This is a genomic window from Vibrio chagasii, assembly GCF_002954585.1.
In the GTDB taxonomy this organism is placed as follows: Bacteria; Pseudomonadota; Gammaproteobacteria; order Enterobacterales; family Vibrionaceae; genus Vibrio; species Vibrio chagasii_A.
Genome location: NZ_MSCI01000002.1, coordinates 574,837 through 599,574 on the forward strand (window position 1 = coordinate 574,837; position 24,738 = coordinate 599,574).

Consider the following 24,738-nt stretch of genomic DNA (forward strand, 5'->3'; position numbering starts at 1 on the left):
CAGTGGAGGCTAATTTGAACAAAAACATGAAAATTCTCATTGTTGATGATTTTTCAACGATGCGCCGAATTGTTAAAAACCTACTTCGCGACCTAGGTTTCAACAACACACAAGAAGCAGACGATGGCTTGACCGCGTTACCTATGCTGAAAAAAGGCGAATTTGATTTCGTGGTAACTGACTGGAACATGCCGGGCATGCAAGGTATCGACCTGCTAAAACACATTCGTGCAGACGCTGAACTTAAGCACCTTCCAGTGCTAATGATCACAGCAGAAGCGAAGCGTGAGCAGATCATCGAAGCTGCGCAAGCGGGGGTTAATGGTTACATTGTGAAGCCTTTCACTGCCGCAACTCTTAAAGAGAAACTAGATAAGATTTTTGAGCGCTTATAAGCATTAAAAATAACCTGTTTTAGGCGCTTCTAGAGAGACATTAACTTTTTAGTTTCCGTTTCTCTCAAACGTTGAAGCGTCACAAATATGCGGAGTAAGGCCGAATTCAGGATGATTTCATTAGAGCAAGCAAAAAAATTAGTAGAGTTGCTTGAAAACGATGAGCAGCAAGATGCTGATTCTCTTGTTAGAAGCATTTATGAAGACAACTTTAATCTTCAAGACAATCCAATGCTTCAAGAAATAGGTAGTCTGACTCGCGACCTCCATGACTCTTTGACACAATTCAACTTTGACGAGCGCATTAGCGTTATCGCAAATGATGAAATCCCTGATGCAAGGGATCGCCTTCAGTATGTCATTGATAAAACGGAAGTTGCGGCAAATAAAACGATGGACGCTGTCGATCGCTGTATGCCAATCGCAGACAACCTACACGAGTGTTTACTTCAAGTAAGGCCTCAATGGAATGAACTGATGCATGGCCGCATTGAGCTGGCACAATTTAAAGCTTTATGTCACTGCATTGATGGATTGCTTGTCCAAGTAGAGGGCGATAGTACCGAACTACGTGGGCAACTGACTGAAATCTTGATGGCTCAGGATTTCCAAGATTTAACTGGGCAGATTATTAGCAAAGTTATTACCTTGGTGAATGAGGTTGAAGGGCGCTTGGTTGAGATTCTCACCGTATTTGGTGCGAATCAGATTGAGCCAACTCCGAAATCAGAGAAGAAAGCATCGATTGCTCCAGAAGGACCAATCATGAATCCAGAAGAGCGCGAAGACGCTGTTGCTTCTCAAGATGAAGTCGACGATTTGTTATCCAGTCTTGGATTTTAAAGGTAACGTATGAGCTACGATTTAGACGAAGATATTCTTCAGGACTTTTTAGTCGAAGCAGGAGAGATCCTTGAGCTTCTATCAGAGCAGCTGGTAGAACTTGAGAATAACCCTGACGACAAAGACCTATTAAATGCTATTTTCCGTGGTTTCCATACAGTAAAAGGTGGTGCTGGTTTCCTAGCATTAACTGAGCTGGTGGATACTTGTCATGGTGCCGAGAATGTGTTCGACATTCTACGCAACGGCCAACGCAGCGTAACATCAGGTTTGATGGATACTATGCTGCAGGCTCTAGATACTGTTAATACACAGTTCCAAGCCGTGCAAGATCAGGAACCTTTAGTGCCAGCAGATCAAGCATTACTGGATGAGCTTCACCGTCTCTGTAAGCCAGAGTCAGCGGATGAAGTTGCACCAGTAGAAGCGCCTGCACCTGTTATCCCTGAGCCTATCGCTGTTGAGCCTGAACCGGTTGTCGAAAGTCCGAGCATCAGCGCCTCTTCAGTAGACGATATCTCTGAAGATGAATTTGAGCGTCTGCTTGATGAACTTCATGGTAAAGGTGGTTCACCAACGTCATCTGCGGCTCCAACACCACCGCCAGCACCAGCTGCACCACAACCTGTGGTTGATAGTGGTGATATCACTGACGACGAATTCGAAAAGTTATTGGACGAACTGCATGGTGCGGGTAACAGCCCGACAAGTGCGGGTTCGACGCCTCCTCCACCGCCAGCTCCTCCTGTTGCTCCAGTTTCGGCGATGTCTGAAGGCGATGACCTGATGACAGACGAAGAGTTTGAGAAGTTACTTGACCAATTACATGGTTCAGGTAACGGTCCATCGGCGGAAGAACTTGATGCGGCAACTAAGCCAGCAGAAGCGAAACCAGTGGCACCACAATCTGCACCTAAGCCGCAACCTGCCGCACCAGTAGCAGTTAAAGCTGAACCTACACCAAGTGCACCCGCGAAAGCGGAAGTAAAAGCGCCTGCTAAAAAGCAACAAGCCGAAGCGACCGTTCGTGTTGATACTTCTACGCTGGATACCATTATGAACATGGTTGGCGAATTGGTATTGGTTCGTAACCGATTGGTTAGCCTTGGTTTAAACAGCAACGACGAAGAAATGTCGAAAGCTGTTTCTAATCTAGATGTTGTTACTGCAGACCTACAAGGTGCGGTAATGAAGACTCGTATGCAACCGATCAAGAAAGTATTTGGTCGTTTCCCTCGAGTTGTCCGTGACCTTGCTCGTAGCCTGAAAAAAGACATCGTTCTTGAGATGCGCGGTGAAGAAACGGACCTAGACAAAAACCTAGTAGAAGCGCTAGCGGATCCACTGATTCACTTGGTGAGAAACTCAGTTGACCACGGCATTGAAATGCCGGAAGACCGAGTGATGGCGGGTAAATCAAGAACCGGTAAAGTGATTCTGTCTGCCTCTCAAGAGGGTGACCACATTGAACTGGCTATCGTTGATGACGGTGGCGGTATGGACCCAGATAAGCTTCGTGCTATCGCGGTCAAGCGTGGTCTGATGGATGAAGATGCTGCTTCTCGTTTATCAAATAAAGAGTGTTTCAACCTAATCTTCGCACCAGGCTTCTCTAGTAAAGAGCAGATCTCTGATATCTCTGGTCGTGGTGTAGGTATGGACGTTGTGAAAACAGCGATCAACACACTGAATGGCTCAATTGATATCGATTCTGAAATGGGGCAAGGCACCAAGATTACGATCAAGGTTCCACTGACACTAGCGATTCTACCTACCTTGATGGTTGGTGTTTCTGGTCACCCATTTGCGCTGCCTTTGGCTTCGGTTAACGAGATTTTCCATCTAGATTTAAGCCGCACTAACGTGGTTGATGGCCAGTTGACCATCATTGTTCGCGACAAATCGATTCCACTGTTCTACTTGCAGAACTGGCTTGCACCTAAAGCCGGCGATGTTGAGCTACGTAAAGGACATGGTCATGTGGTTATCGTGCAACTAGGTAGCCAGCGTGTTGGTTTTGTTGTTGATACGCTTATCGGTCAAGAAGAAGTGGTTATCAAGCCGCTTGATAAACTGTTGCAAGGTACGCCAGGCATGGCAGGTGCAACAATTACAAGTGATGGTCACATTGCATTGATTCTAGATGTGCCGGACTTGTTGAAGCAGTACGCAGCTGCGTCAAGAATTTAATTTAAGGATAAATATGGCGATTAAAGTATTAGTCGTTGATGATTCGAGCTTTTTTCGTCGTCGAGTAAGCGAGATCATCAATTCAGAGGCTCGCCTAGAAGTCATCGATGTTGCGGTAAATGGTAAGGAAGCGGTAGAGAAAGCGAAACAGCTAAGACCTGACGTAATTACCATGGACATCGAAATGCCTGTCATGGACGGTATCACTGCCGTTCGTGAAATTATGGCGGCGTCTCCAACGCCTATTTTGATGTTTTCATCGCTAACGCATGATGGTGCTAAAGCGACATTAGATGCTCTAGATGCAGGTGCTTTAGACTTCCTACCTAAGAAGTTCGAAGACATCGCACGTAACCGCGATGATGCCGTTGCGTTACTTCAACAGCGTGTAATCCAGATTGCGGCTAAACGTGCTTTCATGCGCCGTGCGCCAATTGCACCGAGAGTGGCAGCAATTGCGTCAACATCAACGCCATTGCGTCAACCGGTTTCTAATGCTGGTCCAGCCGCTAAACCTGCTGCAGCAACCACTGCGAAGTTCAGAGCTTCGGGCAAAAAGTATCAACTAACCGCCATTGGCACATCGACTGGCGGTCCTGTTGCGCTACAGAAGATTTTAACGCGTATCCCTGCGAACTACCCGCATCCTATTGTGCTAGTTCAGCATATGCCTGCGACTTTCACTGCGGCTTTTGCTAGTCGCTTGAACACCTTGTGTAAGATCGAAGTTCGCGAAGCTCAAGACGGAGACGTATTGAAGCCTGGTGTTGCTTACCTTGCTCCAGGTGGTAAGCAGATGATGGTTGATGGTCGTGCAGGCTCAGCTCGCCTAAGAATTATTGATGGTGGCGATCGCATGAACTACAAACCATGTGTCGATGTGACTTTCGGCTCTGCAGCTAAGATCTACGGCGACAAAGTGTTGTCTATGATACTGACTGGCATGGGCGCAGATGGTCGTGAAGGTTCACGCATGTTGAAAACTGCGGGCTCGACCGTCTGGGCGCAAGATGAAGATAGCTGTGTTGTATATGGTATGCCTCAAGCTGTAGCAAAAGCTGGCATTTCTACTGAAGACCTACCTCTGGACCGCATCGCGGAACGGATCTTGGTTGAAGTTGGGTTAGCTTAGGTAAATCGCGATGATTGTTTGGAGTGTTGCAAACCAAAAAGGTGGTGTTGGTAAAACAACCACGACAGTGACCATGGCAGGCTTGCTTGCTCTAAAAGGGCACCGTGTGTTGCTGGTTGATACCGACCCACATGCATCACTGACCACCTATCTGGGCTACGACTCAGATACGGTGGAGTCTAGCTTGTTCGATCTGTTTCAGCTTAGTGAGTTTTCTGCGCAGACGGTTAGACCACTGACGTTACAAACCGAAGTTGAAGGCATCGATATCATTCCAGCACACATGTCACTTGCAACACTTGATCGTGTGATGGGAAATCGAAGTGGCATGGGGTTAATCTTGAAGCGTGCTTTAGCTGCGTTGAAAGACGATTACGACTATGTGTTGATCGACTGTCCGCCAATTCTTGGTGTGATGATGGTGAATGCCTTAGCGGCGAGTGATCGTATTTTGATTCCGGTACAGACCGAGTTTCTGGCAATGAAAGGTTTAGAGCGCATGATTCGCACGCTAACCATTATGCAGAAGTCTCGTAAAACGCCGTTTAAGGTGACGATTGTACCTACTATGTACGACAAACGAACCAAGGCATCACTACAAACTCTTACGCAGCTGAAAGATGATTATCCAAATCAAGTTTGGACATCAGCTGTACCGATTGATACCAAGTTTAGAGATGCGAGCTTAAAGCGCTTGCCTGCCTCTCACTTTGCGTCGGGTAGCCGAGGTGTATTTGCTTATAAACAGCTGCTTATTTATCTCGAAAGGTTGGCGATAAATGAGCGAGAATAAAGATTCAACAATAGCGCGACCAGGTCTATCGAGTGAACAAGCACTGGATGATTATTTTACTGCGCTATTAGGTGATGAAAGCTTTGAAACTGAAGAGTTTTTAGTTGACGAGTCTGATGATGAGTCACACTCTGAAGAGCCAGAGCCAGAGCCAGAGCCAGAGCCAGAGCCAGAGCCAGAGCCAGAGCCAGAGCCAGAGCCAGAGCCAGAGCGTCAATTAGCGAGTCATCACTCAAGCTACGCCGAGATACGTGCAGCTGAGTTTGAAGTACCTAATTTAGAGGACGTTCAGAAGCTACTTAGTCGGCTAGAGGCAACCAATGTTGTTGAGGATCTGAATCTTGACGAGTTGATGGACCAGAACACGCAAAAAATCGCTCAGCAAGTAGACATGCAAATGTTTGATGCAGCGGTCGAGTCGGTTCAAGTCTCATTAGAGCCAGAGATTCAAGACTGGAATCTTCCGGAACCAGATTTATCGATAGCGGCAGAACCTCAAGTGGAACTGCAGCCAATCGAAGAACCAACAACAGAAGCTGAGCTTCTAGTCGTTGAGCAGCAAGTCTCTGAAATCGAAGCCGATGCTCCTGACATTGAGTCCGCGACTGAGCCTGAAACACAAGCGGGCGGTGCAGGGCAGTTTACTTCTTGGGAAAGTACGGCTCGAACAGAAGACTTCCAAGTTTTGTATTTCGATGTCAATGGCGTGACCTTCGCGGTACCGCTAGATGAACTGGGTGGTATCCATCGCCTCGAAGAGGTCAATCACATTATTGGCAAACCATCTTGGTACTTGGGGTTACAAACCAGCCGAGATAGCCAGTTAGATGTGGTCGACACCGCAAAATGGGTGATGGCCGAAAAGTTAGCCAGTGACGAATACAAAGGAAACTATCAATATATAGTGATGCTTGGAGAAAGCTTGTGGGGGCTTGCGAGCACTGAGCTTAAAGGCACCGAGCTGCTGAATACTGACAAAGTACGTTGGCGAGAAATGGCAGGAAAACGCCCATGGCTCGCTGGTATGGTAAAAGAAAAAATGTGTGCTTTGATCCATGTCGAAGCATTAATCGCCATGCTAAATGCAGGGCTAGATGTAAAGGCATTGAGCTAGTACCAAGACTGGTACAACAAAAGCATCAAGTTAATAATAGTGGTCGGTAACGACGGCAAGAGGATTATCTATGTCTCAAATGAGTGAAGTTGAAGTAAGAAAAGATCAAACGAATGACGAAGTACTTCAATGGGTAACATTCCAGCTAGAAGAAGAAACTTACGGCATCAATGTAATGCAAGTTCGTGAAGTACTGCGTTACAGTGAGATTGCTCCGGTACCAGGTGCTCCTGACTACGTGCTAGGTATTATTAACCTACGTGGTAACGTTGTTACTGTTATCGACACTCGCTCTCGCTTTGGTTTGATGCAAGGTGAAATCACGGATAACACTCGTATCATCGTTATTGAATCTGAGCGTCAAGTTATTGGCATCCTGGTTGATAGCGTTGCTGAAGTGGTTTACCTACGTTCTTCTGAAATCGATACAACACCAAGTGTTGGTACTGATGAAAGCGCGAAGTTCATCCAGGGCGTAAGCAACCGCGATGGCAAGCTGCTTATCTTAGTAGATTTGAACAAACTACTAAGCGAAGACGAATGGGATGAGATGGCTCACCTATAATGTTTGAAGCGCTTCCTTTAAGCCCTGCTGCACTGATTGCTGGAGTTGGGGTTTTTACGTTATTCATTGTGATTTTGATTAGCAAAGTAAAAAGTGCGATTCAAAGGCAATTGGATCAGTCACGTCTGCAAGTCCGAAACTTAGACAAAGAGCTACAAAAGTCGAGTAAGCAGTTGCTAGAAGTTCGCTCTGTTGTGGTTGGCCTTGGCCAGAAAGTGACTGAACAACAAGATCTAATCAAACACCTGAATGAACGTATTGTCGAACTGGAACATGCGGATACCGATGGACGTTTGTACACTCGTGCAACGAAAATGGTTCAGCTTGGCGCTGGGATTAACGAGTTAATTGAAGAATGTGAATTACCTAAAGCTGAAGCTGAGCTTATGATGTCTCTGCAGAATAAGCTTGCTGGTAAAGAGAAAATTCCTTCATTAAGAAGCGACCCTTCCTCGTTTGATGGGCATCCCACCGCCTCTCGTGATCGCAGGGATCCACCTCGACGCCGTTAAATTGAGCGCTACTCGTGATAAACAAATTCTGTTTGTTACACACTCCTCTAAAAAGAAGCTTCGGCTTCTTTTTTTATGCCTGAGTAACTGTTTATAGAACGATATTTATAAGTGCTTGTTAGTATTGCAATATCTCATTTTTGGTCAAAATGTGTAAATTGTGATGCAGTAGTAACAGTTTCTTACCGACTTTGTTCTACTGAAAACGCCTAGTCCTGTTTTGTCACCATATTGGTGTGCTACTATACCCCTCTCATTACTCGACTAAATTTACCTATGCTAGAAGTCTCAAATTTAACTGCTATTCGTGACGAAAGGGTTCTGTTTGAATCGTTGTCTTTTCAATTGAAGCCAGGAGAACTGGTTCAAGTTGAAGGTCGAAACGGTACAGGAAAAACGACACTCCTTAGGATTATCACTGGTTTAGGTGATCGTGACGAAGGCACTATCTCTTGGGATGGCGAGCCAATCGAATCAAGTCGAGATGTGTATCATCAAAATCTGCTTTTTCTTGGCCATCAAACTGGCGTAAAACGTGAGCTTAGCGCTTATGAGAACCTCAGTTTCTACCAGTCAATTCATTGTGGCGAAACGAACAAGGAAGAGCTTTACCAAGCGCTTGCTCAGGTAGGGCTTGCCGGACGAGAAGATGTGCCTGCGGGTCAATTGTCTGCTGGTCAACAACGTCGCGTTGCTTTAGCTCGCCTTTGGTTAAGTAAGCAGATGTTGTGGATTCTCGATGAGCCGTTGACTGCGATTGATAAGCAGGGCGTTAAGGTTCTAGAATCGCTTTTTTCTCAGCATGCGGATAACGGTGGGATTGTGTTACTCACTACTCACCAAGATATGTTTGCTGATAGCCCGAAACTAAGAAAAATAAAGTTGGGTGAGTAATATGATCTCTTCAATGACCACGATTATCCGACGTGAGCTGCTTATCGCTTTTCGACGCCAAGCGGATATCTTTAACCCGCTATGGTTCTTCATTATTGTGATTACACTTTTTCCTTTGAGTATTGGCCCAGAGCCAAATTTACTTGCACGTATTGCTCCGGGTATTGTTTGGGTTGCCGCGTTGCTCTCTACATTGCTTTCTCTTGAGCGTCTTTTCCGTGATGATTTTCAAGATGGCGCACTTGAACAAATGATGCTGATGCCCATCCCGTTGCAGTTAGTAATATTGTCCAAGGTCATAGCACACTGGTTATTGACCGGGTTACCATTAATTTTAATTAGCCCATTGTTGGCTGTCTTGTTGTCATTAGATTTTGACACTTGGCTATCTGTCGTAATGACTCTGCTTGTTGGAACACCTGCCTTGAGCTTTATTGGGGCGATTGGTGTTGCATTGACGGTTGGGTTGCAAAAGGGCGGGGTGTTACTGAGCCTGCTAATTTTACCGCTGTACATCCCTATTTTGATTTTCGCGACCTCAGCGATTGACGCTGCGGCGTTGGGCGTTGCATACAATGGTCAATTAGCGATTCTCGGCGCAATGTTGATGGGTGCGATGACGCTAACTCCTTTTGCGATTAGTGCCGCACTTCGTGTGAGTGTGAACTGATAACGGTACCAGTATCGTATAGCTATAGATAACCAAAGTGTTCGATGAGACTCATAGAGTCAGCAAAACAGATAGCAGAACAAAGATATTATTATAATTATAGCTTTAGTAGCTGTAAGCAATATGAAGTAAGAGTGAGATTACAACATGTGGAAATGGCTCCATCCCTATGCCAAAGCAGAAACGTCATACCAGCTTGCTGGTAAACTTCTGCCGTGGTTCTCAATCCTAGCGCTATTGTGTCTATCCGTCGGTACGGTGTGGGGCCTTGCGTTTGCCCCTTCTGATTATCAACAGGGTGATAGTTTCCGAATTATCTACATTCACGTTCCTTCTGCCATTTGGTCGATGGGCGTATACATGTCGATGGCGATCGCAGCGTTCATTGGATTGGTATGGCAGGTAAGACTGTCTGACATGGCGGCGTTGGCGATGGCACCGATTGGAGCGGTATTTACCTTTATCGCACTACTGACTGGTGCCGTTTGGGGTAAGCCAATGTGGGGCGCTTGGTGGGTTTGGGATGCACGCCTAACCTCAGAGCTGATTCTTCTATTCTTATATCTAGGTGTAATTGCACTGCACCACGCGTTTGATGACCAAAAAACAGCAGCAAAAGCGGCGGGTATTTTGGCTATCGTCGGCGTGATTAACCTCCCTATTATTCACTTCTCGGTAGAGTGGTGGAACACACTTCATCAAGGCGCAACGATCACCAAGTTCGCAAAACCTTCGATTTCAAGTGACATGCTATGGCCGCTTCTTCTCAACATCTTCGGTTTCGCTTTTTTCTTTGGCGCTTTGACCATGATTCGCTTCCGCAACGAAATCATCAGCAAAGAAAGTCATCGTCCATGGGTTCGCAAGCTTGCGGCTGATAAAGCGTAGTAGGGTAGGTATTTATGTATTTTGAATCTTTGAGTGATTTCTTTGCCATGGGCGGTTACGCGTCATACGTATGGAGTGCATTTGGAATCACATTTCTCTTGATGATCATTTTACTGGTGGTAAGCGTTCGTCGTGGTAAGCAATTACTAACTGAAGTACAAGCTAAGGTTGATCGCCAAGCTCGTATCGATGCAGCAAAAAATATGGAGAACACTCTATGAACCCAAGACGCAAAAAGAGGCTGGGCATTGTCTTAGCGATCTTTTTTGGTATCAGTGCAACTGTTGGATTGATTGTTTATGCACTTAACCAGAACATGGATCTGTTCTACACACCAACTGAACTTGTTAATGGTAAAGATGGTAAGAAACCTGAAGTTGGTCAACGCCTACGCATTGGTGGCATGGTTGTCGTTGGTTCTGTGAGCCGTGATAACGAGTCATTGCGAGTTAGCTTCGATTTAGCTGATGTCGGCCCTAAAGTAACAATCTTATACGATGGTATCCTTCCTGATCTTTTCCGTGAAGGTCAAGGTATTGTTGCTCAAGGTGTCTTAAAAGACGCAACGACAATCGAAGCGTTTGAGGTGTTGGCAAAGCACGATGAAGAGTACATGCCTTCTGAAGTTGCGGAAGCAATGAAGAAAACACATGAGCCTTTGCAATACACGACTGAACAAAAAGAAGGAAAAGCTCAATGATAGCCGAGATCGGCCATTTTGCGATGATCCTGTCCTTGGGACTTGCATTGCTGCTAAGCGTGCTCCCACTGTATGGAGCCGCTCGAAATAACACATTACTGATGAACAGCGCACGACCTTTGTCGTGGGGTATGTTCGGATTCTTAGCGATTTCGTTCTTTATCTTGTGTTACGCGTTTTACACAAATGATTTTACGATTCAATACGTTGCAAGTAACTCAAACAGCCAACTACCTTGGTACTATCGAATTACGGCTGTTTGGGGTGCACACGAAGGTTCATTGTTGCTTTGGGTACTTATCCAAGCAGGTTGGACGGTAGCAGTAGCGACATTCAGCCGTGGTATGCCTCAAGAGTCTGTGGCTCGCGTATTGGCTATCATGGGCTTGATCAGTGTCGGCTTCTTGCTGTTCATTATCGTAACGTCTAACCCATTCCTACGTACACTGCCTTTCTTCCCTGTTGATGGTCGAGACTTGAACCCACTGCTGCAAGATCCGGGTTTGATTATTCATCCACCAATGCTTTACATGGGGTATGTAGGGTTCTCAGTAGCGTTCTCTTTTGCTATCGCTTCTCTAATGAGTGGTCGTTTGGATACGGCTTGGGCTCGTTGGTCTCGTCCTTGGACAATTGCGGCTTGGCTATTCCTAACAATTGGTATCGCTCTAGGTTCTTGGTGGGCTTACTACGAACTTGGCTGGGGTGGCTGGTGGTTTTGGGATCCAGTAGAAAACGCATCTTTCATGCCTTGGTTGGCAGGTACAGCGCTAATGCACTCGCTTGCGGTTACAGAAAAGCGCGGTACTTTTAAAGCTTGGACAGTACTACTTGCAATCTCTGCATTCTCGTTGAGCTTACTAGGTACTTTCTTAGTGCGTTCGGGTATCTTGGTATCGGTTCACGCGTTCGCGTCGGATCCGGCTCGTGGTATGTTCATCCTAGGCTTCTTGGTCTTCGTTATCGGTGGTTCACTATTGCTGTTCGCAGTGAAAGGTGCGTCAGTACGTGTTCGCGGTAACTTCGATCTAGTCTCACGTGAAAACGCACTACTAGGTAACAACATCCTGTTGATTGCTGCTTTAGTGGTGGTGTTAGTAGGAACTCTATTACCACTCGTTCACAAACAGCTAGGTTTGGGCTCGGTATCTATCGGGGCGCCATTCTTCGACATGTTGTTTTTCTGGTTAATGATTCCGTTCTCGTTCCTACTGGGTATCGGTCCTCTTATTCGTTGGAAGCGTGACAACCTATCTAAGCTCGTTAAGCCGATGGTTATTTCAGGTGTATTCTCGTTGGGCTTGAGTGCGCTTTTGGTGATGGTACTGGCCGATCGTTTCAGTGGTACTGCGTTTGCCGGCTGGGTGATGGCATTCTGGATCATCTTCATGCATGGCTTCGAACTGCACGAGCGTGCGACTCACCGTCACACGTTCATGAAGGGGCTGACCAAGCTACCACGCAGCCATTGGGCGATGGTGTGTGGTCACATTGGTTTAGCGGTCACTGTAATTGGTATCGCGATGGTACAGAATTACAGTATCGAACGTGATGTTCGTCTAGCGCCCGGGCAGAGTTATCAGCTTGAAGGATATGATTTCTTATTCACGGGTGTTCGAGATAAAGACGGTCCAAACTACGATGGCTACATTGCTGACTTTGAAATCACAAAACAAGGTAAGTACGTCAACACACTTCATGCAGAAAAACGCTTTTATAGCACTGCCAAGTCTATGATGACTGAGGCAGCAATTGACCGCGGGGTAACTCGTGACCTTTACATCGCAATGGGTGAACGTTTAGACGATAACAAATCTTGGGCTGTTCGTATTTACTACAAACCATTTGTGCGCTGGATTTGGGCGGGCTCTTTGATCATGGCAATAGGTGGTATTGTTGCTATCAGTGATCGTCGTTACCGCTTCCGTAAACCATCCAAAAAGTCGGCTAAAGAGCAGGAGATTTAACTCGAATGAGCAAAAAGATTTTATTCATTCCATTAATTGCATTCATGGTTCTAGCTGGAATATTTGCAACACAATTGATGCGCAACCAGTCGGGTGATGACCCGACTAAACTTGAATCAGTGTTAATTGGTAAGCCTGTACCCAAATTTGATTTAGAAGACTTAGAGCAACCAGGCAAGCTTCATGACCAAGCTATCTTTAAAGGCGAACCGCTGTTACTAAATGTTTGGGCAACTTGGTGTCCCACTTGTTATGCAGAGCATTCTTACTTAAATCAGCTTGCTGACAAGGGCGTTAAGATTATTGGTTTAAACTATAAAGACGAACGTAATAAGGCTGTAGGGTGGTTAAAAGAGTTGGGGAACCCATATCTGATAAGCCTATTCGATGGTAACGGCATGTTAGGCCTAGATCTTGGCGTTTATGGTGCTCCGGAGACTTTCCTAATCGACGCCAATGGCGTTGTTCGTTATCGCCATGTGGGGGATGTGAACCCAACGAACTGGGCATCGACGCTTGAGCCGATGTATAACGAGTTGTTGGAGGAAGCGAAATGATTAAGAAGGCTCTGATTACTTTATTTGCTACGTTGGCGATTTCAGCGACTGTGTCTGCAGCGCCTATCGAATTTCATGAATTCGATAACGTTGACCAAGAACAGCAGTTTAAAGAGCTGAGCAACACGCTGCGTTGTCCTAAATGTCAGAACAACACAATTGGTGACTCGAATGCTGAATTAGCGGTCGACTTGCGCCAAAAAGTGTACGAGATGACAAAAGAAGGTAAGTCGAAGCAAGACATCATTGATTACATGATTGCCCGTTACGGTAACTTCGTGACTTACAATCCGCCACTAACACTTGCGACGTCGATCCTATGGATCGGTCCATTTGCAGTGGTTGTGTTTGGATTTGGCTTGATCATTGTACGAAGCAGAAAGTCAAAATCACAAGCGGCAACAGAGTCAGATAAAGACTGGGATGCAGACAAAGAAGCACGTTTAAAAGCGTTACTCGATGAAGAGAACGACGGAGATAAACAGTAATGACTCTATTTTGGGTTTCGACCATTATTCTTTCGCTAGCAGCAATCTTGATGATTGTTCTGCCTTTTATTAATAAAAAGGCAAACAACGATGATGTGCTTCGCGATGAATTGAACAAAGCATTCTACAAAGACCGTCTTGATGAGTTAGAAGTCGAAGCAGAAGAAGGTCTTGTTGATAACCAACAGGAGCTGATCGCTGATTTGAAACAATCTCTGCTTGACGATGTCCCTGTTAAACAAGAAATTAAAAAGACTCATATCTCAACACTCGGCGTGGTTGTTCCGTCAATTATCTTGGTTGTTGCAGTTGCCTACGGGATGTACTTTAAATTTGGTGCGCTAGACAAAGTGCAACACTGGCAAGAAGTCACTAGCAACCTTCCTGAGCTGTCTAAAAAGCTAATGTCATCAGAAGGTGGTACGCTAACTGATGATGAACTGGAAGATTTGACACTAGCACTACGTACCCGCTTACATTACCAACCAAAAGACTCAACGGGTTGGTTGCTACTCGGTCGTATTGCACTAGCTAACCGTGATGCACAGACCGCGATTGATGCGATGGAGCGTGCTTATAAGCTAGAACCAAAGGACGAAGACGTTCAACTTGGCTTTGCGCAAGCACTGATGTTATCTCCAGATGAGGCAGAGCAAAACCAAGCTCGCTTGCTTCTAAGTCGTTTGGTTCAAAACGATTACGTTGATCTTCGTGTGTTCTCGCTACTCGCATTCGATGCATTTGAGCGTCAAGATTACCCGGGTGCGGTTAAGTACTGGAGCATCATGCAACAAATGATTGGTCCACAAGACAGCCGTTATGAAATGCTTTCTCGCAGCATCGAAAGCGCTCAGAAGAAAATGGGCGACGTGATGGGTGTTGACCAAGGCAAAAGTGTGGCAGTAACACTTAAACTATCCGCGGAGGTGGATGCGGACCCTAATTCAGTGCTCGTTGTCTCTGTGCACCGAGCGGATGGCTCACGTATGCCCATTGCTGCGGCACGTTATCCGCTGGGTTCATTCCCTCGTACAGTTGTACTTGATGACGGTAATAGCATGATCCAAGGTCAAAAATTGTCTAGTCTTGATACTTTGATGGTGAGAGCGAGGCTTGATTCTGATGGTAATGTCTCAACCCGAGGTGGTGATTGGTATGGCGAAAGTAAAGTGGTTGAATTGGGTACGCCAGTAACAATTAACATCAACAAGCAATATTAATTGGCATTTTGCATAGGGGGTAGCTATTCCGATTTTTATATAAACGGTATAGACTTACGCCAACAATTGAGGCTAGCGATTGCTGGCCTTTTTATTATTCCTTATGGAAAGGTGATATGTCTGTCAGTGTTTTAAGACTCTCGAGTTTACTCTTTATCGCAAGCCTTACGGTGGGCTGCTCTAGTGCGCCAGATGAAAGCAATAATAACCTTGAAACCTCTGAATACGTCGAAGAGTCCCACCCGAATGATCCTTTTGAAGGTTTCAACCGAGCGATGTGGACGGTCAATTATGACTACTTAGATCCTTATTTGGTTCGGCCGGTGTCTGTCGCTTATGTTGATTACACACCTGCCCCCATTCGCACAGGAATCTCCAATTTTCTCGCCAATTTAGACGAACCAGCCAGTATGGTGAATAACTTACTTATGGGTAATGGCAGAAAAGCAGTTGACCATTTTAATCGTTTTTGGATTAACTCGACGTTTGGTTTGTTAGGTTTGATTGACATTGCTAGCGAAGCCGGGATCACCAAATATGATGATAAATCTTTCTCTGATGCAATTGGTCATTATGGGGTAGGGAATGGGCCATACTTTGTCGTACCAGGCTATGGCTCTGTCACGGCTCGTGAAGTGACCAGTCAGGTGGACAGCCTTTATGTGCCTCTGTCTTTGTTGAACGTTTGGGCTGGCCTAGGCAAGTGGGCCTTCGAAGGAATGGAAACACGTGCTCAGTTAGTTTCGCAAGAAGCTCTTCTGGATGACTCCCCTGACCCATATGCATTAATGCGTGATGTCTATATCCAACGCCGTGACTTTAAAGCTGAGATTGAACCAGAAGATGTGGATCTTGAAGAAGAAGATTTCTTCGATGGTTATCTAGAAGATTACTAGATACGCGATTTAGGAAACCGATAATAGAAAAGCTCGATGTTAAAACAACATCGAGCTTTTTAATGCTTTCTACTTTTAGAACAGTTGATTAGAAGCGGTAGTTAGCTTGTACACCAACTAGCCAGATGCTGCCTGTCACTTCACCTTCGAAGTTACCACCAAATGGTGCAGAAGCTGTGTCCGCTTCAACCATTTTTGCATCTTTAGCTAGAATGTAAGTAAAACCAGCGTCTAATGTTAGTTGTTCAGACCATTGGTAACCTGCACCAATACTTAACCAAGTACGGTCAGTTTCTGGAATCGTCGCGGTACGGTGCTCATCACTTACTGCTGAAGTATCGTAGGCGATACCAGAACGTAGTGCCAGCTTAGGTGATATTTGGTATGTGGTACCAATAGCGAAGCGGTAGTTGTCTTCCCAGTTTTCTTCTTTGATATCTTGAGTTCTAGCTGGGCCGAATTCAGGGATGTCTGCAACTAGCTCTTTGAAGCTGCTCCAGTTAGTCCAGTTAACGCTCGCGTGTACTGCTACCTTGTCTGTTAACTGATGAAAACTAGCCAATTCTGCTGTAGCAGGAAGAGCTAACGCCATAGACCCGTTGTACTTAGATTTAACTGGTCCACCAATTTTATTTGCTACGTAATTAAAAGCAAGACCTTCTGCGTGACCTTCCAATGTTAGATCTACCTCAGATTTGTAGGTAAACCCCAGGCGGTTGCTTTCATTGATCTGCCAAGCTGTACCAACTTGCCAGCCCCACGCTGCGTCATCGCCTTCCATGTATTTTAAAGCTGTACCTTGAGGAAGAGGAGCTAGAGAGTTTGCAGTCGATACCGCACCAAAGCTACCTTCAGCCATGATGTAACGGAAGCCACCGCCAATAGATACGCTTTCAAGTACTTGGTAAGCGGCGTTAAGGTTTAGCTCCATGGTTTTAACGCTTGCTTCGTTGCCGTGGTTTGCGCCACCGAAGTCTGTACCTAGGTCAGTTTCCATGCCGTAGTTCGTGCCAGCCGCAAAACCTAACGCGAATTTGTCGTTGTACTTATGAGAAACATAAAAGTTTGGAATTACTGCACTGTGGGCGAAGTCACTAGAGTTTGAGCTCGTTGTACCACGAGGTGTTGTAGAGGTGCCGTCAATGTCAATGTTTGGATCTACATAGATAGCACCAACTGAAACTTGAGTGCCTTCTAGGTAAGTTAGCATTGCAGGGTTACGCCATTGTGCGTCTGCACCGTCAGCCATTGCTGCTTCACCAGCGTAAGCTCGGCCCAGGCCTGTTGCTGAGTATTCTGCTAGTTGAAAGCCCGCTGCTTGAGTCACCGTAGAAGTTGAAAGTAGTCCAACTGCCACAGCAGTAGATAGAAGAGTTTTATTCATTTTCATTATTATGTTCGCTGAATTATAAGTATTTAGTGTCACGATTCTACTTTTAGAGTTATTACTTTAAAAATGAAATTCGAGTAAAACAGTGTTTTAGCGATTAAATGATAAAATATGACTGATTATTAGCTTAATAGTCTGAATGTTTCGAGTGTGTGATCGAATTTGAGCGTACACTTGTAGCTAGATATGACCTGTGTAGGCTACAGCTGTAAGCTTAAATTGGTGTTGGCCATTGGCTTAGATAACAAAAAAGGGTCGCATAAAGCGACCCTTTGAGATTTATAACTCAGCTTATATTAGAAGCTGTAGCTGTATTGAATACCCGCTAGAATCGCATCTGCGTGAGTAGTTGCTGTTAGTGCACCATTACCTTCAGTCACATCAACATCTTCACCTAGTAGATAAGTAAAGCCGAAGTCAACAGTATGCTGCTGTTGGAATGCGTAAGTGAAACCTGCAGAGAACCACTGACGGTCAGAATCAGGAACAGAAATTGAAGTTACTTTATCTTGAGCCGCAGTGTCGTACATGTAACCCGCGCGCAGAGTCCAAGCGTCGTTTAGGAAGTAAGTACCACCGATTGCGTAATGCCAACCGTCTTGCCACTGGTAGTTACCTATTTGCTGTTTACCCGCAACAGAATCAGCGTCTAGAGTATCAAATACGCTCCAACCAATCCATTGCACAGAGTAGTGCACCGCAAATTGTGTATCTTGGATCTCGTGGTAACCAGAAAACTCGGCCATACTTGGAAGCGACAAATATAGGGTATCTAGCGGAAGTGCTCTACCTGTAGTTGGATCAGTGAGGGTCATATCCCCATCAGCTTCGATTTCTGGGCTGTAATGGTAAGAAAAGCCAAAGCGGTTTGCTGAGTCAAGTTCATATACTGCACCAATGTTCCAACCAACTCCAACACCATCCGCGTCGATTGATGCTAGATTCGATGTGCTAGTTTTACCTGTTGAAGGATTCGTTTGTGTTAAATTACGTTCAAGCTTACCACTACCTTGAACAATATCGATACCAGCACCAACAGAGAACTGTTCACTGAAACGGTAGGAAGCTGATAGTGCGTAGTTGATACTCTTGATTTCAGTAGTTCCGCCATATGCAGATACACCAGTGTGTGCACCGCCTAAAATGCTGCTTGATCCAAAGCTACTATCAAAGTTATTAGTTGTGCCAAAGTTTGAGTAAATACCAGCACCAAAAGCCCACTGGTCGTTTAGTCTGTGGATATAGTAGATATTTGGAACTGGAGTACCACTGCTATTGTTCGCGCTATCGACAGGCATTGAACCGCCTGCTTTTACATTTTTCACATCGATATCTGTCTTGATATAGTTTATACCAGCAGAAAATTGAGATGAATCGAACAAAGCCATTGCTGCTGAGTTACGAGCCATCACTGATGCGTTATCTGCGATTACTGCATCACCAGCGAAAGCACGGCCAAGACCAGTTGCTGATTGTGAGTTGAGTTGGAAACCTGCTGCCATCGCTTGCGAAGACGCCAGTGTAATTGTTACTGCTAAAAGAGACTTTTTAAACAGACGCGTGTTGTTGGTAGTCATTCATTTATTCCTTTATATTTCCGCCTCTATAGGGCGATTAATTTGAGCAATTGCTCAATGGTGGCTGATCCTATTCGCAAGTATACGATATACAAATCCGACCATTGGAAAATTTGAGTGGAAAATTATGGAAATGACGCCTATCTGGCACGAAAATGGTGCTAAATGCTGTTTTTTAGAGTTTTAACTCTAGAGTTATTTTTTTTGTGAATGGATTGGTGCTTTATTTATAAATAAAGCCCAGCAATATCAAGGATATAATTGCTGGGCCTTTAATTGAGAGGCTTTGAGAGTTGATTAGCTCATCGGTTTGATCATTTTCGTCAGCTTTTCTGAGATTTTAGAAACATCCTCGCCATTTTCACCGACGAGTATCAAACTGCTGTTATCAATTGGTGTTACCGAACCTGACATTCCTTTTTCATCAAAGTCGACCGGTTTGTCAGACGGGATGCTAGTCAGAAATAGCGTAACTTTGCCTTTTTCACCCTGGAATACCATGTGCACTGCGGTAGACTTCCCAAAACCACAATGGTTTAGGTAATAGACGTGGTATGGGAAAGTTTCATCAAACTCAAAAGCAAATGGGTTCATTTTTGCATTGATTTGCTGTGATGTAACTTGTTCATCAATGGTGCTGACAAAGCTTTTTTCATCGATAACATGCTGCATCGCCGTATCAGCCAAGCTTGCTTGTGCTGGAGATACTAACGCATTCCCCCAGTTTACCTGGCCAACCAAGAGACCAGCAACAAACGCTACAGAAGCAGCCATTGCCATCGCACGTCTCGCAAAAGTAGGCCTTACGACTTTGCTCTCTTCGCTTGAGGTTTGATTGAACAGTATGCGATCAGCAAGATCGTCTGGCACGTCTACATTCATTGCAGAGTGGATCTGTTTATCAAGCGATAGTACGTCATCTAAAAAGTGACTGTTAGTTTCATTGCTCGCGGCTGCATCAACAATATCTTGTGTGCGCTGTTTAGGTTCCGACAATACACGACGACGAAATTCTAAATCATCCATTATGTTGCCCCCTCTCTGCTTCTTCTGTATCCAGCATCTCTTTCAATTGGTTTCGAGCTCTGAATAAACGTGTCATCACCGTGTTTTTGTTGAGATCGAGAATATCCGCGATCTCGTCACCACTAAAACCACCAATCACTTGTAAGAAGAGAGGTTCACGGTAATCAATTTCAAGTTTCATGATCTGGACTTGCAACCATTGGTGTTGATGGTGCGGGTCATCACTGACACTAGCATCATTACCATGATCGTCGATATCAACCAGATCAAACTGTTTGCGTTCAAAACGTCGAGCATTCTCGCGGCGCAAGATAGTAATCAGCCAAGACTTCGCGGCTTTTTCATCTTTTAGGTTATCGAGTGATTTCCATGCGCGGAGGCAAGTTTCTTGCACTAAATCTTCGGCAATGCTTTTGTCTTTGCATAACCAATAGGCGTAGCGAAAGAGGTCACGGTGATAGGCACGTACGAGTGCTTCATATTTTCTTTGTTTGTCCATATCAGAGTTGACCGGACGTTTGGCTTTTTTCTTTCCAAACATTTTTATTATTGACACTCGAGCCTCCATAATTGCTCTGCGTATAGTTGTGCTCTATTCGTTGTGCTTCGTTTTATAATCTGTTTCGTCTTTAGAGCGAACGAGAGGCAGGAATTCGTAAAATCACATTAAAATTGATCTACTTCAAAATCTGAGACCCTGAAAAAGTTATAGTACACCTTGTCGTCTAGTTAGTCATTGATGACTAGCATGTTGAGCAAGACGGCACTTCCTTTTGAAGGCTGACTTTACTTTCTCCTAATCAGGAAACTGATTATTTCAATTGGCGTTAAGTTAATTGCTTTATACACATTCCGACCACACAGTATTGTGTGGTTTTTTTTGCCTCAAGAAAACCAATCTCCTACATCGCTATAACAGTCTTTACTTACAATAGTTTAGTATCTTAGGACAACCCTTCACCCCAAAAGGTTCGCCTGAATTTGCAGTTATATTTTCAGACAGTGAGATACTCGTATCACGTTTATTTAAACGCTCGTTTGATTTAATTAACAACTTCTTTACAATGCTTCAGGTCAGACCTCTTAACTTTAAGGAGAAACCATGGGCAAACAGGAAGTCAAAACGCGTTCTGGAGAACGTGTTGCCATTGTCGCTGGATTACGAACCCCATTCGCTCGCCAGAGCACCGAATTTAGTCAAGTGCCTGCGGTCGACTTAGGCAAAATGGTTGTGAGCGAAATGCTTGCAAGAACTGATGTCGATCCTGCGCTTATCGAACAAGTTGTGTTCGGCCAAGTCGTGCAAATGCCAGAAGCACCGAACATCGCGCGTGAAATCGTGTTGGGCACAGGCATGGATATCAATACTGATGCCTACAGTGTGACTCGAGCATGTGCGACCAGCTTCCAAGCTGCAGTTAATGTGACCGAAAGCATTATGGCTGGCACGATTGATGTCGGCATTGCTGGTGGTGCAGACTCTTCTTCTGTATTGCCGATTGGCGTTTCTAAAAAGCTTGCCGCTAACTTGCTAGCGCTGAGCAAAACGAAAACCATGGGCCAAAAACTGAAAATCCTCAAAACACTTTCAGTGAAAGACTTGATGCCAGTGCCGCCTGCAGTTGCTGAATACTCGACTGGTTTATCGATGGGCCAAACCGCTGAGCAGATGGCAAAGACACACGGTATTACTCGTGAAGCTCAAGATGCACTTGCTCACCGTTCTCACTCTTTGGCTTCTCAAGCATGGAAAGACGGCAAGATTAAAGATGAAGTAATGACGGCATTTCCGGCACCGTACAAAAAGTACCTAGCGGAAGATAACAACATTCGTCATGACTCTACGGTTGAAGGTTACGCCAAGCTTCGTCCTGCGTTCGATAGAAAATACGGCAGTGTGACTGCTGCGAATGCAACTCCGCTGACTGATGGCGGTGCAGCTGTGATGTTGATGCGCGAAGGCAAAGCTAAAGAACTAGGCTTAGAAGTGCTGGGTTATATTCGTGGCTATGCGTTCTCAGCGATTGGTGTTGAAACGGATATGCTAATGGGCCCGACTTACGCGACCTCGCAAGTATTGAAAAACACTGGCTTAGAACTATCGGACCTTACGCTTATCGAGATGCATGAAGCCTTTGCAGCTCAAGTTCTAGCGAATGTGAAGATGTTTGCTAGTGATGAGTTCGCACAGAAGAATCTTGGCCGTGATAAAGCGATCGGTGAGATTGATATGGATAAGTTCAACGTGCTGGGTAGTTCAATTGCTTACGGTCACCCGTTTGCAGCAACTGGCGCGCGCATGATGACTCAAACATTACGTGAATTAAAACGTCGCGGTGGCGGCTTGGCACTGAATACAGCGTGTGCAGCTGGTGGTTTAGGTGCAGCAATGATCTTGGAGGTAGAATAATGTCTACGACTCTTGATGCAACAACAGAAAAAGAAGTAGTCACTAACGCGGAGTCAACTCCAGTGACTGAAGCACCGAAAAAGAAAGCGACCGCATTCTCTCTTAACATCGACGACCAAGACATTGCTTGGCTAGCGATTGATGTACCAGGTGAGAAAATGAACACGCTACAAGCGGCTTTTGCTGAAGAGATGAAAGCGATCTTTGAACAGCTAAAAGAAAAACAAAGCCGCGTTAAAGGCCTAATTGTTCACTCTCTTAAGCCAGATAACTTTATCGCGGGTGCAGACGTTCGAATGCTGGATGCGTGTAAAACCGCTGATGAAGCACAATCTCTAGCACGCCAAGGTCAGGAGATGTTCCAAGCATTGTCTGATCTTCCTTACCCAGTTGTTGCTGCAATTCATGGTCCATGTCTTGGTGGTGGTTTAGAGCTCGCATTAGCGTGTGACTACCGTGTGTGTACCGATTCAGATAAGACTCGCCTTGGTCTGCCTGAAGTTCAGCTAGGTTTACTACCAGGTTCTGGTGGTACGCAACGTCTGCCTCGTTTAATTGGTTTGCTACCGTCACTCGACCTGATTCTTACTGGTAAGCAGCTGCGTGCTAAGAAAGCGAAATCGCTTGGTGTTGTAGATGTTTGTGTCCCAGATACGATTTTGCTTGAAGTAGCGAAAAGCTACGTTGAAAAGAATACGGGTAGCAAAAAAGGTAAGCGCCTTGCTTCTAAGAGCCAAGCTTCGACGAAAGAGAAACTTATCTCTCGCAACGGCCTTGGTCGTAAAGTGATTTTTGAACAAGCTGCGAAGAAGACCAATCAGAAAACTCGTGGTAACTACCCAGCAGCTGACGCGATTCTGGATGTGATTCGTTATGGCCTAGAGAATGGCTTTGAAAAAGGTCTTCAGTATGAAGCGAAGCGTTTCTCTGAGCTAGTAATGACTTCTGAGTCAAAAGCGCTTCGTTCTATCTTCTTTGCTACGACTGAAATGAAGAAGGAACACGGTGCAGATGCAGAGCCAAAAGCGGTTAAGCGTGTTGGCGTGTTAGGCGGTGGTCTTATGGGCGCAGGTATTAGCCATGTAAGTGTAGCGAAAGCAAAAGTACCGGTTCGTGTTAAAGACGTATCAAATGATGGTGTCTTAAACGCACTTAACTACAACTACAAGTTATTCGATAAGCAGCGTAAGCGTCGTATTCTGAGCCGTGCAGGCCTTGAAAGTAAGATGCTTCAGCTTTCTGGTGGTATCGACTTTACGAGCTTTAACCACACAGATGTAGTGATCGAAGCGGTGTTTGAAGATCTTGACCTTAAGCAGTCAATGGTTGCAGACATTGAACAAAATGCGAAGCCAGAGACTATCTTCGCGACGAATACTTCATCACTGCCAATCCATAAGATTGCAGAGAAGGCGCAGCGCCCTGAAAACGTGGTAGGCCTTCACTACTTCAGTCCTGCAGAGAAAATGCCGCTAGTTGAGGTTATCCCTCATGAAACAACGTCAGAAGAGACTATCTCGACGGTAGTAGCATTGGCGAAGAAGCAAGGCAAAACGCCGATTGTTGTTAAAGACACGGCAGGTTTCTATGTGAACCGTATTCTGGCTCCGTACATGAATGAAGCGGCACATCTGCTACTAGCGAATGAGCCGATTGAAAAACTGGATAGTGCACTGCTAGATTTTGGCTTCCCGGTTGGCCCAATTACCTTGCTAGATGAGGTAGGTGTGGATATCGGTGCTAAGATCATACCGATTCTAGTCAATGAGTTAGGCGACCGTTTCCAAGGCCCTGATGTGTTCGACATTCTTCTGAATGACAACCGTAAAGGCCGTAAGAGCGGTAAAGGTTTCTACACTTACAAGGGTAAGAAGAAGGAAGTCGATAAGTCTGTTTACAAGCTCCTTAAGCTGCAACCTGAGCCGAAACTAAGTGATAACGACATCGCAATGCGTTGTGTGTTGCCTATGCTGAATGAAGCGGTTCGTTGTCTAGATGAAGGCATTATCCGCAGCCCTCGTGATGGCGATATTGGTGCTATCTTCGGTATTGGTTTCCCTCCATTCCTGGGCGGTCCGTTCCGTTACATGGACCAAATTGGTATTAAGTCACTGGTTGAGATGATGAACGACTTTGCTGTTAAGTATGGCGATCGCTTCGCACCATGTGATGGCCTACTGACACGAGCTGGTCTGGATGAATCTTTCTACAAGTAATTCTCTAGTCAGCTAAATATTGAGCCCGTATCAAGCAGTTGATGCGGGCTTTTTGTTTCTGGGCAGTTTGGAATATATGAGATTCCTGACTCAGTCGTTCCTCCTTCTCGGGAATGACGGGGGGGAGGTGGGGTCTGTCTGTAAGAGCTGATCGGGATGGGAGATTCTCTACTCAGTCGTTCTTCCTTCTCGAGAGTGATAGGGGAGTGATGCGCTCTGTCTGGAAGAGCTGATTGGTATGGGAGACTCCCGACTCAGTCGTTCCTCCCTCTCGGGAACGATGGGGGAGTGATGT

24 protein-coding genes are annotated in these 24,738 nt (G+C 45.4%); 20 read left to right on the plus strand and 4 right to left on the minus strand.

What is annotated here, in order from left to right; genetic code table 11:
* Nucleotides 1-26: 26 nt before the first annotated feature.
* From cheY to BTO10_RS10835, 18 genes are all read left to right on the plus strand, one after another.
* On the plus strand, nucleotides 27-395 hold the full coding sequence (cheY, locus tag BTO10_RS10750) for a chemotaxis response regulator CheY (RefSeq protein WP_008218307.1): 369 nt from the start codon (nucleotides 27-29) through the stop codon (nucleotides 393-395).
* A 111-nt stretch (nucleotides 396-506) separates the two neighbouring features.
* On the plus strand, nucleotides 507-1,238 hold the full coding sequence (locus BTO10_RS10755; RefSeq protein WP_004739865.1) for a protein phosphatase CheZ: 732 nt from the start codon (nucleotides 507-509) through the stop codon (nucleotides 1,236-1,238).
* 9 nt (nucleotides 1,239-1,247) lie between these two features.
* Nucleotides 1,248-3,428, plus strand: a complete 2,181-nt coding sequence (locus tag BTO10_RS10760; protein ID WP_105024517.1) for a chemotaxis protein CheA — start codon at nucleotides 1,248-1,250, stop codon at nucleotides 3,426-3,428.
* Between the two features lie 13 nt (nucleotides 3,429-3,441).
* Nucleotides 3,442-4,560, plus strand: a complete 1,119-nt coding sequence (locus BTO10_RS10765; protein ID WP_105024518.1) for a protein-glutamate methylesterase/protein-glutamine glutaminase — start codon at nucleotides 3,442-3,444, stop codon at nucleotides 4,558-4,560.
* A 10-nt stretch (nucleotides 4,561-4,570) separates the two neighbouring features.
* On the plus strand, nucleotides 4,571-5,353 hold the full coding sequence (locus BTO10_RS10770; protein ID WP_004739870.1) for a ParA family protein: 783 nt from the start codon (nucleotides 4,571-4,573) through the stop codon (nucleotides 5,351-5,353).
* Nucleotides 5,340-6,467 carry a chemotaxis protein CheW gene (locus BTO10_RS10775; RefSeq protein ID WP_105024519.1) on the plus strand — a complete coding sequence of 376 codons (1,128 nt, stop codon included), beginning with the start codon at nucleotides 5,340-5,342 and terminating at the stop codon, nucleotides 6,465-6,467. The genes BTO10_RS10770 and BTO10_RS10775 overlap by 14 nt, the downstream gene beginning before the upstream one ends.
* 70 nt (nucleotides 6,468-6,537) lie before the next feature.
* On the plus strand, nucleotides 6,538-7,032 hold the full coding sequence (locus tag BTO10_RS10780; protein ID WP_004739873.1) for a chemotaxis protein CheW: 495 nt from the start codon (nucleotides 6,538-6,540) through the stop codon (nucleotides 7,030-7,032).
* Complete coding sequence (locus BTO10_RS10785) at nucleotides 7,032-7,544, plus strand: DUF2802 domain-containing protein (protein ID WP_105024520.1); 513 nt, start codon at nucleotides 7,032-7,034, stop codon at nucleotides 7,542-7,544. Before BTO10_RS10780 ends, BTO10_RS10785 begins: the two co-directional genes overlap by 1 nt.
* Before the next feature lie 276 nt (nucleotides 7,545-7,820).
* Nucleotides 7,821-8,438, plus strand: a complete 618-nt coding sequence (gene ccmA, locus BTO10_RS10790) for a cytochrome c biogenesis heme-transporting ATPase CcmA (RefSeq protein WP_004739877.1) — start codon at nucleotides 7,821-7,823, stop codon at nucleotides 8,436-8,438.
* Nucleotide 8,439: 1 nt separating this feature from the next.
* Nucleotides 8,440-9,108, plus strand: a complete 669-nt coding sequence (gene ccmB / locus BTO10_RS10795; protein WP_105024521.1) for a heme exporter protein CcmB — start codon at nucleotides 8,440-8,442, stop codon at nucleotides 9,106-9,108.
* Between the two features lie 147 nt (nucleotides 9,109-9,255).
* Nucleotides 9,256-9,996, plus strand: a complete 741-nt coding sequence (locus BTO10_RS10800; protein WP_004739880.1) for a heme ABC transporter permease — start codon at nucleotides 9,256-9,258, stop codon at nucleotides 9,994-9,996.
* Nucleotides 9,997-10,010: 14 nt separating this feature from the next.
* Complete coding sequence (gene ccmD / locus BTO10_RS10805; RefSeq protein WP_105024522.1) at nucleotides 10,011-10,217, plus strand: heme exporter protein CcmD; 207 nt, start codon at nucleotides 10,011-10,013, stop codon at nucleotides 10,215-10,217.
* Nucleotides 10,214-10,696, plus strand: coding sequence for a cytochrome c maturation protein CcmE (gene ccmE / locus BTO10_RS10810; RefSeq protein WP_004739883.1), 483 nt, complete (start codon nucleotides 10,214-10,216; stop codon nucleotides 10,694-10,696). Before ccmD ends, ccmE begins: the two co-directional genes overlap by 4 nt.
* The gene (locus tag BTO10_RS10815) at nucleotides 10,693-12,663 is read left to right on the plus strand and encodes a heme lyase CcmF/NrfE family subunit (RefSeq protein ID WP_105024523.1); all 1,971 of its coding nucleotides are present in this window, start codon (nucleotides 10,693-10,695) and stop codon (nucleotides 12,661-12,663) included. Before ccmE ends, BTO10_RS10815 begins: the two co-directional genes overlap by 4 nt.
* Nucleotides 12,664-12,668: 5 nt before the next feature.
* The gene (locus tag BTO10_RS10820; protein WP_063523599.1) at nucleotides 12,669-13,220 is read left to right on the plus strand and encodes a DsbE family thiol:disulfide interchange protein; all 552 of its coding nucleotides are present in this window, start codon (nucleotides 12,669-12,671) and stop codon (nucleotides 13,218-13,220) included.
* Entirely contained in the window at nucleotides 13,217-13,708 is a 492-nt protein-coding gene (locus BTO10_RS10825) for a cytochrome c-type biogenesis protein (RefSeq protein WP_105024524.1), read from the plus strand. The genes BTO10_RS10820 and BTO10_RS10825 overlap by 4 nt, the downstream gene beginning before the upstream one ends.
* Entirely contained in the window at nucleotides 13,708-14,928 is a 1,221-nt protein-coding gene (gene ccmI / locus BTO10_RS10830; RefSeq protein WP_105024525.1) for a c-type cytochrome biogenesis protein CcmI, read from the plus strand. Before BTO10_RS10825 ends, ccmI begins: the two co-directional genes overlap by 1 nt.
* 116 nt (nucleotides 14,929-15,044) lie before the next feature.
* On the plus strand, nucleotides 15,045-15,824 hold the full coding sequence (locus tag BTO10_RS10835; RefSeq protein WP_105024526.1) for an MlaA family lipoprotein: 780 nt from the start codon (nucleotides 15,045-15,047) through the stop codon (nucleotides 15,822-15,824).
* 88 nt (nucleotides 15,825-15,912) lie between these two features.
* On the opposite strand, the gene BTO10_RS10840 is transcribed toward BTO10_RS10835, so the two are convergent.
* From BTO10_RS10840 to BTO10_RS10855, 4 genes are all read right to left on the minus strand, one after another.
* Nucleotides 15,913-17,214 carry an outer membrane protein transport protein gene (locus tag BTO10_RS10840; protein ID WP_105024527.1) on the minus strand — a complete coding sequence of 434 codons (1,302 nt, stop codon included), beginning with the start codon at nucleotides 17,212-17,214 and terminating at the stop codon, nucleotides 15,913-15,915.
* Between the two features lie 296 nt (nucleotides 17,215-17,510).
* The gene (locus BTO10_RS10845; RefSeq protein WP_105024528.1) at nucleotides 17,511-18,791 is read right to left on the minus strand and encodes an outer membrane protein transport protein; all 1,281 of its coding nucleotides are present in this window, start codon (nucleotides 18,789-18,791) and stop codon (nucleotides 17,511-17,513) included.
* 297 nt (nucleotides 18,792-19,088) lie between these two features.
* On the minus strand, nucleotides 19,089-19,817 hold the full coding sequence (locus BTO10_RS10850; protein ID WP_105024529.1) for a DUF3379 domain-containing protein: 729 nt from the start codon (nucleotides 19,815-19,817) through the stop codon (nucleotides 19,089-19,091).
* On the minus strand, nucleotides 19,810-20,358 hold the full coding sequence (locus BTO10_RS10855) for a sigma-70 family RNA polymerase sigma factor (protein ID WP_063523592.1): 549 nt from the start codon (nucleotides 20,356-20,358) through the stop codon (nucleotides 19,810-19,812). The genes BTO10_RS10850 and BTO10_RS10855 overlap by 8 nt, the downstream gene beginning before the upstream one ends.
* A 561-nt stretch (nucleotides 20,359-20,919) precedes the next feature.
* Here BTO10_RS10855 and fadI point away from each other — a divergent pair.
* Nucleotides 20,920-22,227 (plus strand): acetyl-CoA C-acyltransferase FadI, encoded by a 1,308-nt coding sequence (gene fadI, locus BTO10_RS10860; RefSeq protein WP_105024531.1) that lies wholly within the window; start codon nucleotides 20,920-20,922, stop codon nucleotides 22,225-22,227.
* The gene (gene fadJ, locus BTO10_RS10865) at nucleotides 22,227-24,443 is read left to right on the plus strand and encodes a fatty acid oxidation complex subunit alpha FadJ (RefSeq protein WP_181143977.1); all 2,217 of its coding nucleotides are present in this window, start codon (nucleotides 22,227-22,229) and stop codon (nucleotides 24,441-24,443) included. Before fadI ends, fadJ begins: the two co-directional genes overlap by 1 nt.
* Nucleotides 24,444-24,738 lie beyond the last annotated feature (295 nt).

Coding starts and splice junctions, on each gene's coding strand:
- ccmB (WP_105024521.1), top strand. CDS start 8,440: ATGATCTCTTCAATGACCACGATTATCCGACGTGAGCTGCTTATCGCT.
- ccmI (WP_105024525.1), top strand. CDS start 13,708: ATGACTCTATTTTGGGTTTCGACCATTATTCTTTCGCTAGCAGCAATC.
- BTO10_RS10840 (WP_105024527.1), bottom strand. CDS start 17,214: ATGAAAATGAATAAAACTCTTCTATCTACTGCTGTGGCAGTTGGACTA.
- BTO10_RS10825 (WP_105024524.1), top strand. CDS start 13,217: ATGATTAAGAAGGCTCTGATTACTTTATTTGCTACGTTGGCGATTTCA.
- ccmD (WP_105024522.1), top strand. CDS start 10,011: ATGTATTTTGAATCTTTGAGTGATTTCTTTGCCATGGGCGGTTACGCG.
- BTO10_RS10770 (WP_004739870.1), top strand. CDS start 4,571: ATGATTGTTTGGAGTGTTGCAAACCAAAAAGGTGGTGTTGGTAAAACA.
- BTO10_RS10820 (WP_063523599.1), top strand. CDS start 12,669: ATGAGCAAAAAGATTTTATTCATTCCATTAATTGCATTCATGGTTCTA.
- BTO10_RS10835 (WP_105024526.1), top strand. CDS start 15,045: ATGTCTGTCAGTGTTTTAAGACTCTCGAGTTTACTCTTTATCGCAAGC.
- ccmE (WP_004739883.1), top strand. CDS start 10,214: ATGAACCCAAGACGCAAAAAGAGGCTGGGCATTGTCTTAGCGATCTTT.
- BTO10_RS10785 (WP_105024520.1), top strand. CDS start 7,032: ATGTTTGAAGCGCTTCCTTTAAGCCCTGCTGCACTGATTGCTGGAGTT.
- fadI (WP_105024531.1), top strand. CDS start 20,920: ATGGGCAAACAGGAAGTCAAAACGCGTTCTGGAGAACGTGTTGCCATT.
- BTO10_RS10765 (WP_105024518.1), top strand. CDS start 3,442: ATGGCGATTAAAGTATTAGTCGTTGATGATTCGAGCTTTTTTCGTCGT.
- BTO10_RS10815 (WP_105024523.1), top strand. CDS start 10,693: ATGATAGCCGAGATCGGCCATTTTGCGATGATCCTGTCCTTGGGACTT.
- BTO10_RS10755 (WP_004739865.1), top strand. CDS start 507: ATGATTTCATTAGAGCAAGCAAAAAAATTAGTAGAGTTGCTTGAAAAC.
- BTO10_RS10780 (WP_004739873.1), top strand. CDS start 6,538: ATGTCTCAAATGAGTGAAGTTGAAGTAAGAAAAGATCAAACGAATGAC.
- ccmA (WP_004739877.1), top strand. CDS start 7,821: ATGCTAGAAGTCTCAAATTTAACTGCTATTCGTGACGAAAGGGTTCTG.
- BTO10_RS10845 (WP_105024528.1), bottom strand. CDS start 18,791: ATGACTACCAACAACACGCGTCTGTTTAAAAAGTCTCTTTTAGCAGTA.
- BTO10_RS10775 (WP_105024519.1), top strand. CDS start 5,340: ATGAGCGAGAATAAAGATTCAACAATAGCGCGACCAGGTCTATCGAGT.
- cheY (WP_008218307.1), top strand. CDS start 27: ATGAAAATTCTCATTGTTGATGATTTTTCAACGATGCGCCGAATTGTT.
- BTO10_RS10800 (WP_004739880.1), top strand. CDS start 9,256: ATGTGGAAATGGCTCCATCCCTATGCCAAAGCAGAAACGTCATACCAG.
- fadJ (WP_181143977.1), top strand. CDS start 22,227: ATGTCTACGACTCTTGATGCAACAACAGAAAAAGAAGTAGTCACTAAC.
- BTO10_RS10855 (WP_063523592.1), bottom strand. CDS start 20,358: ATGTTTGGAAAGAAAAAAGCCAAACGTCCGGTCAACTCTGATATGGAC.
- BTO10_RS10850 (WP_105024529.1), bottom strand. CDS start 19,817: ATGGATGATTTAGAATTTCGTCGTCGTGTATTGTCGGAACCTAAACAG.
- BTO10_RS10760 (WP_105024517.1), top strand. CDS start 1,248: ATGAGCTACGATTTAGACGAAGATATTCTTCAGGACTTTTTAGTCGAA.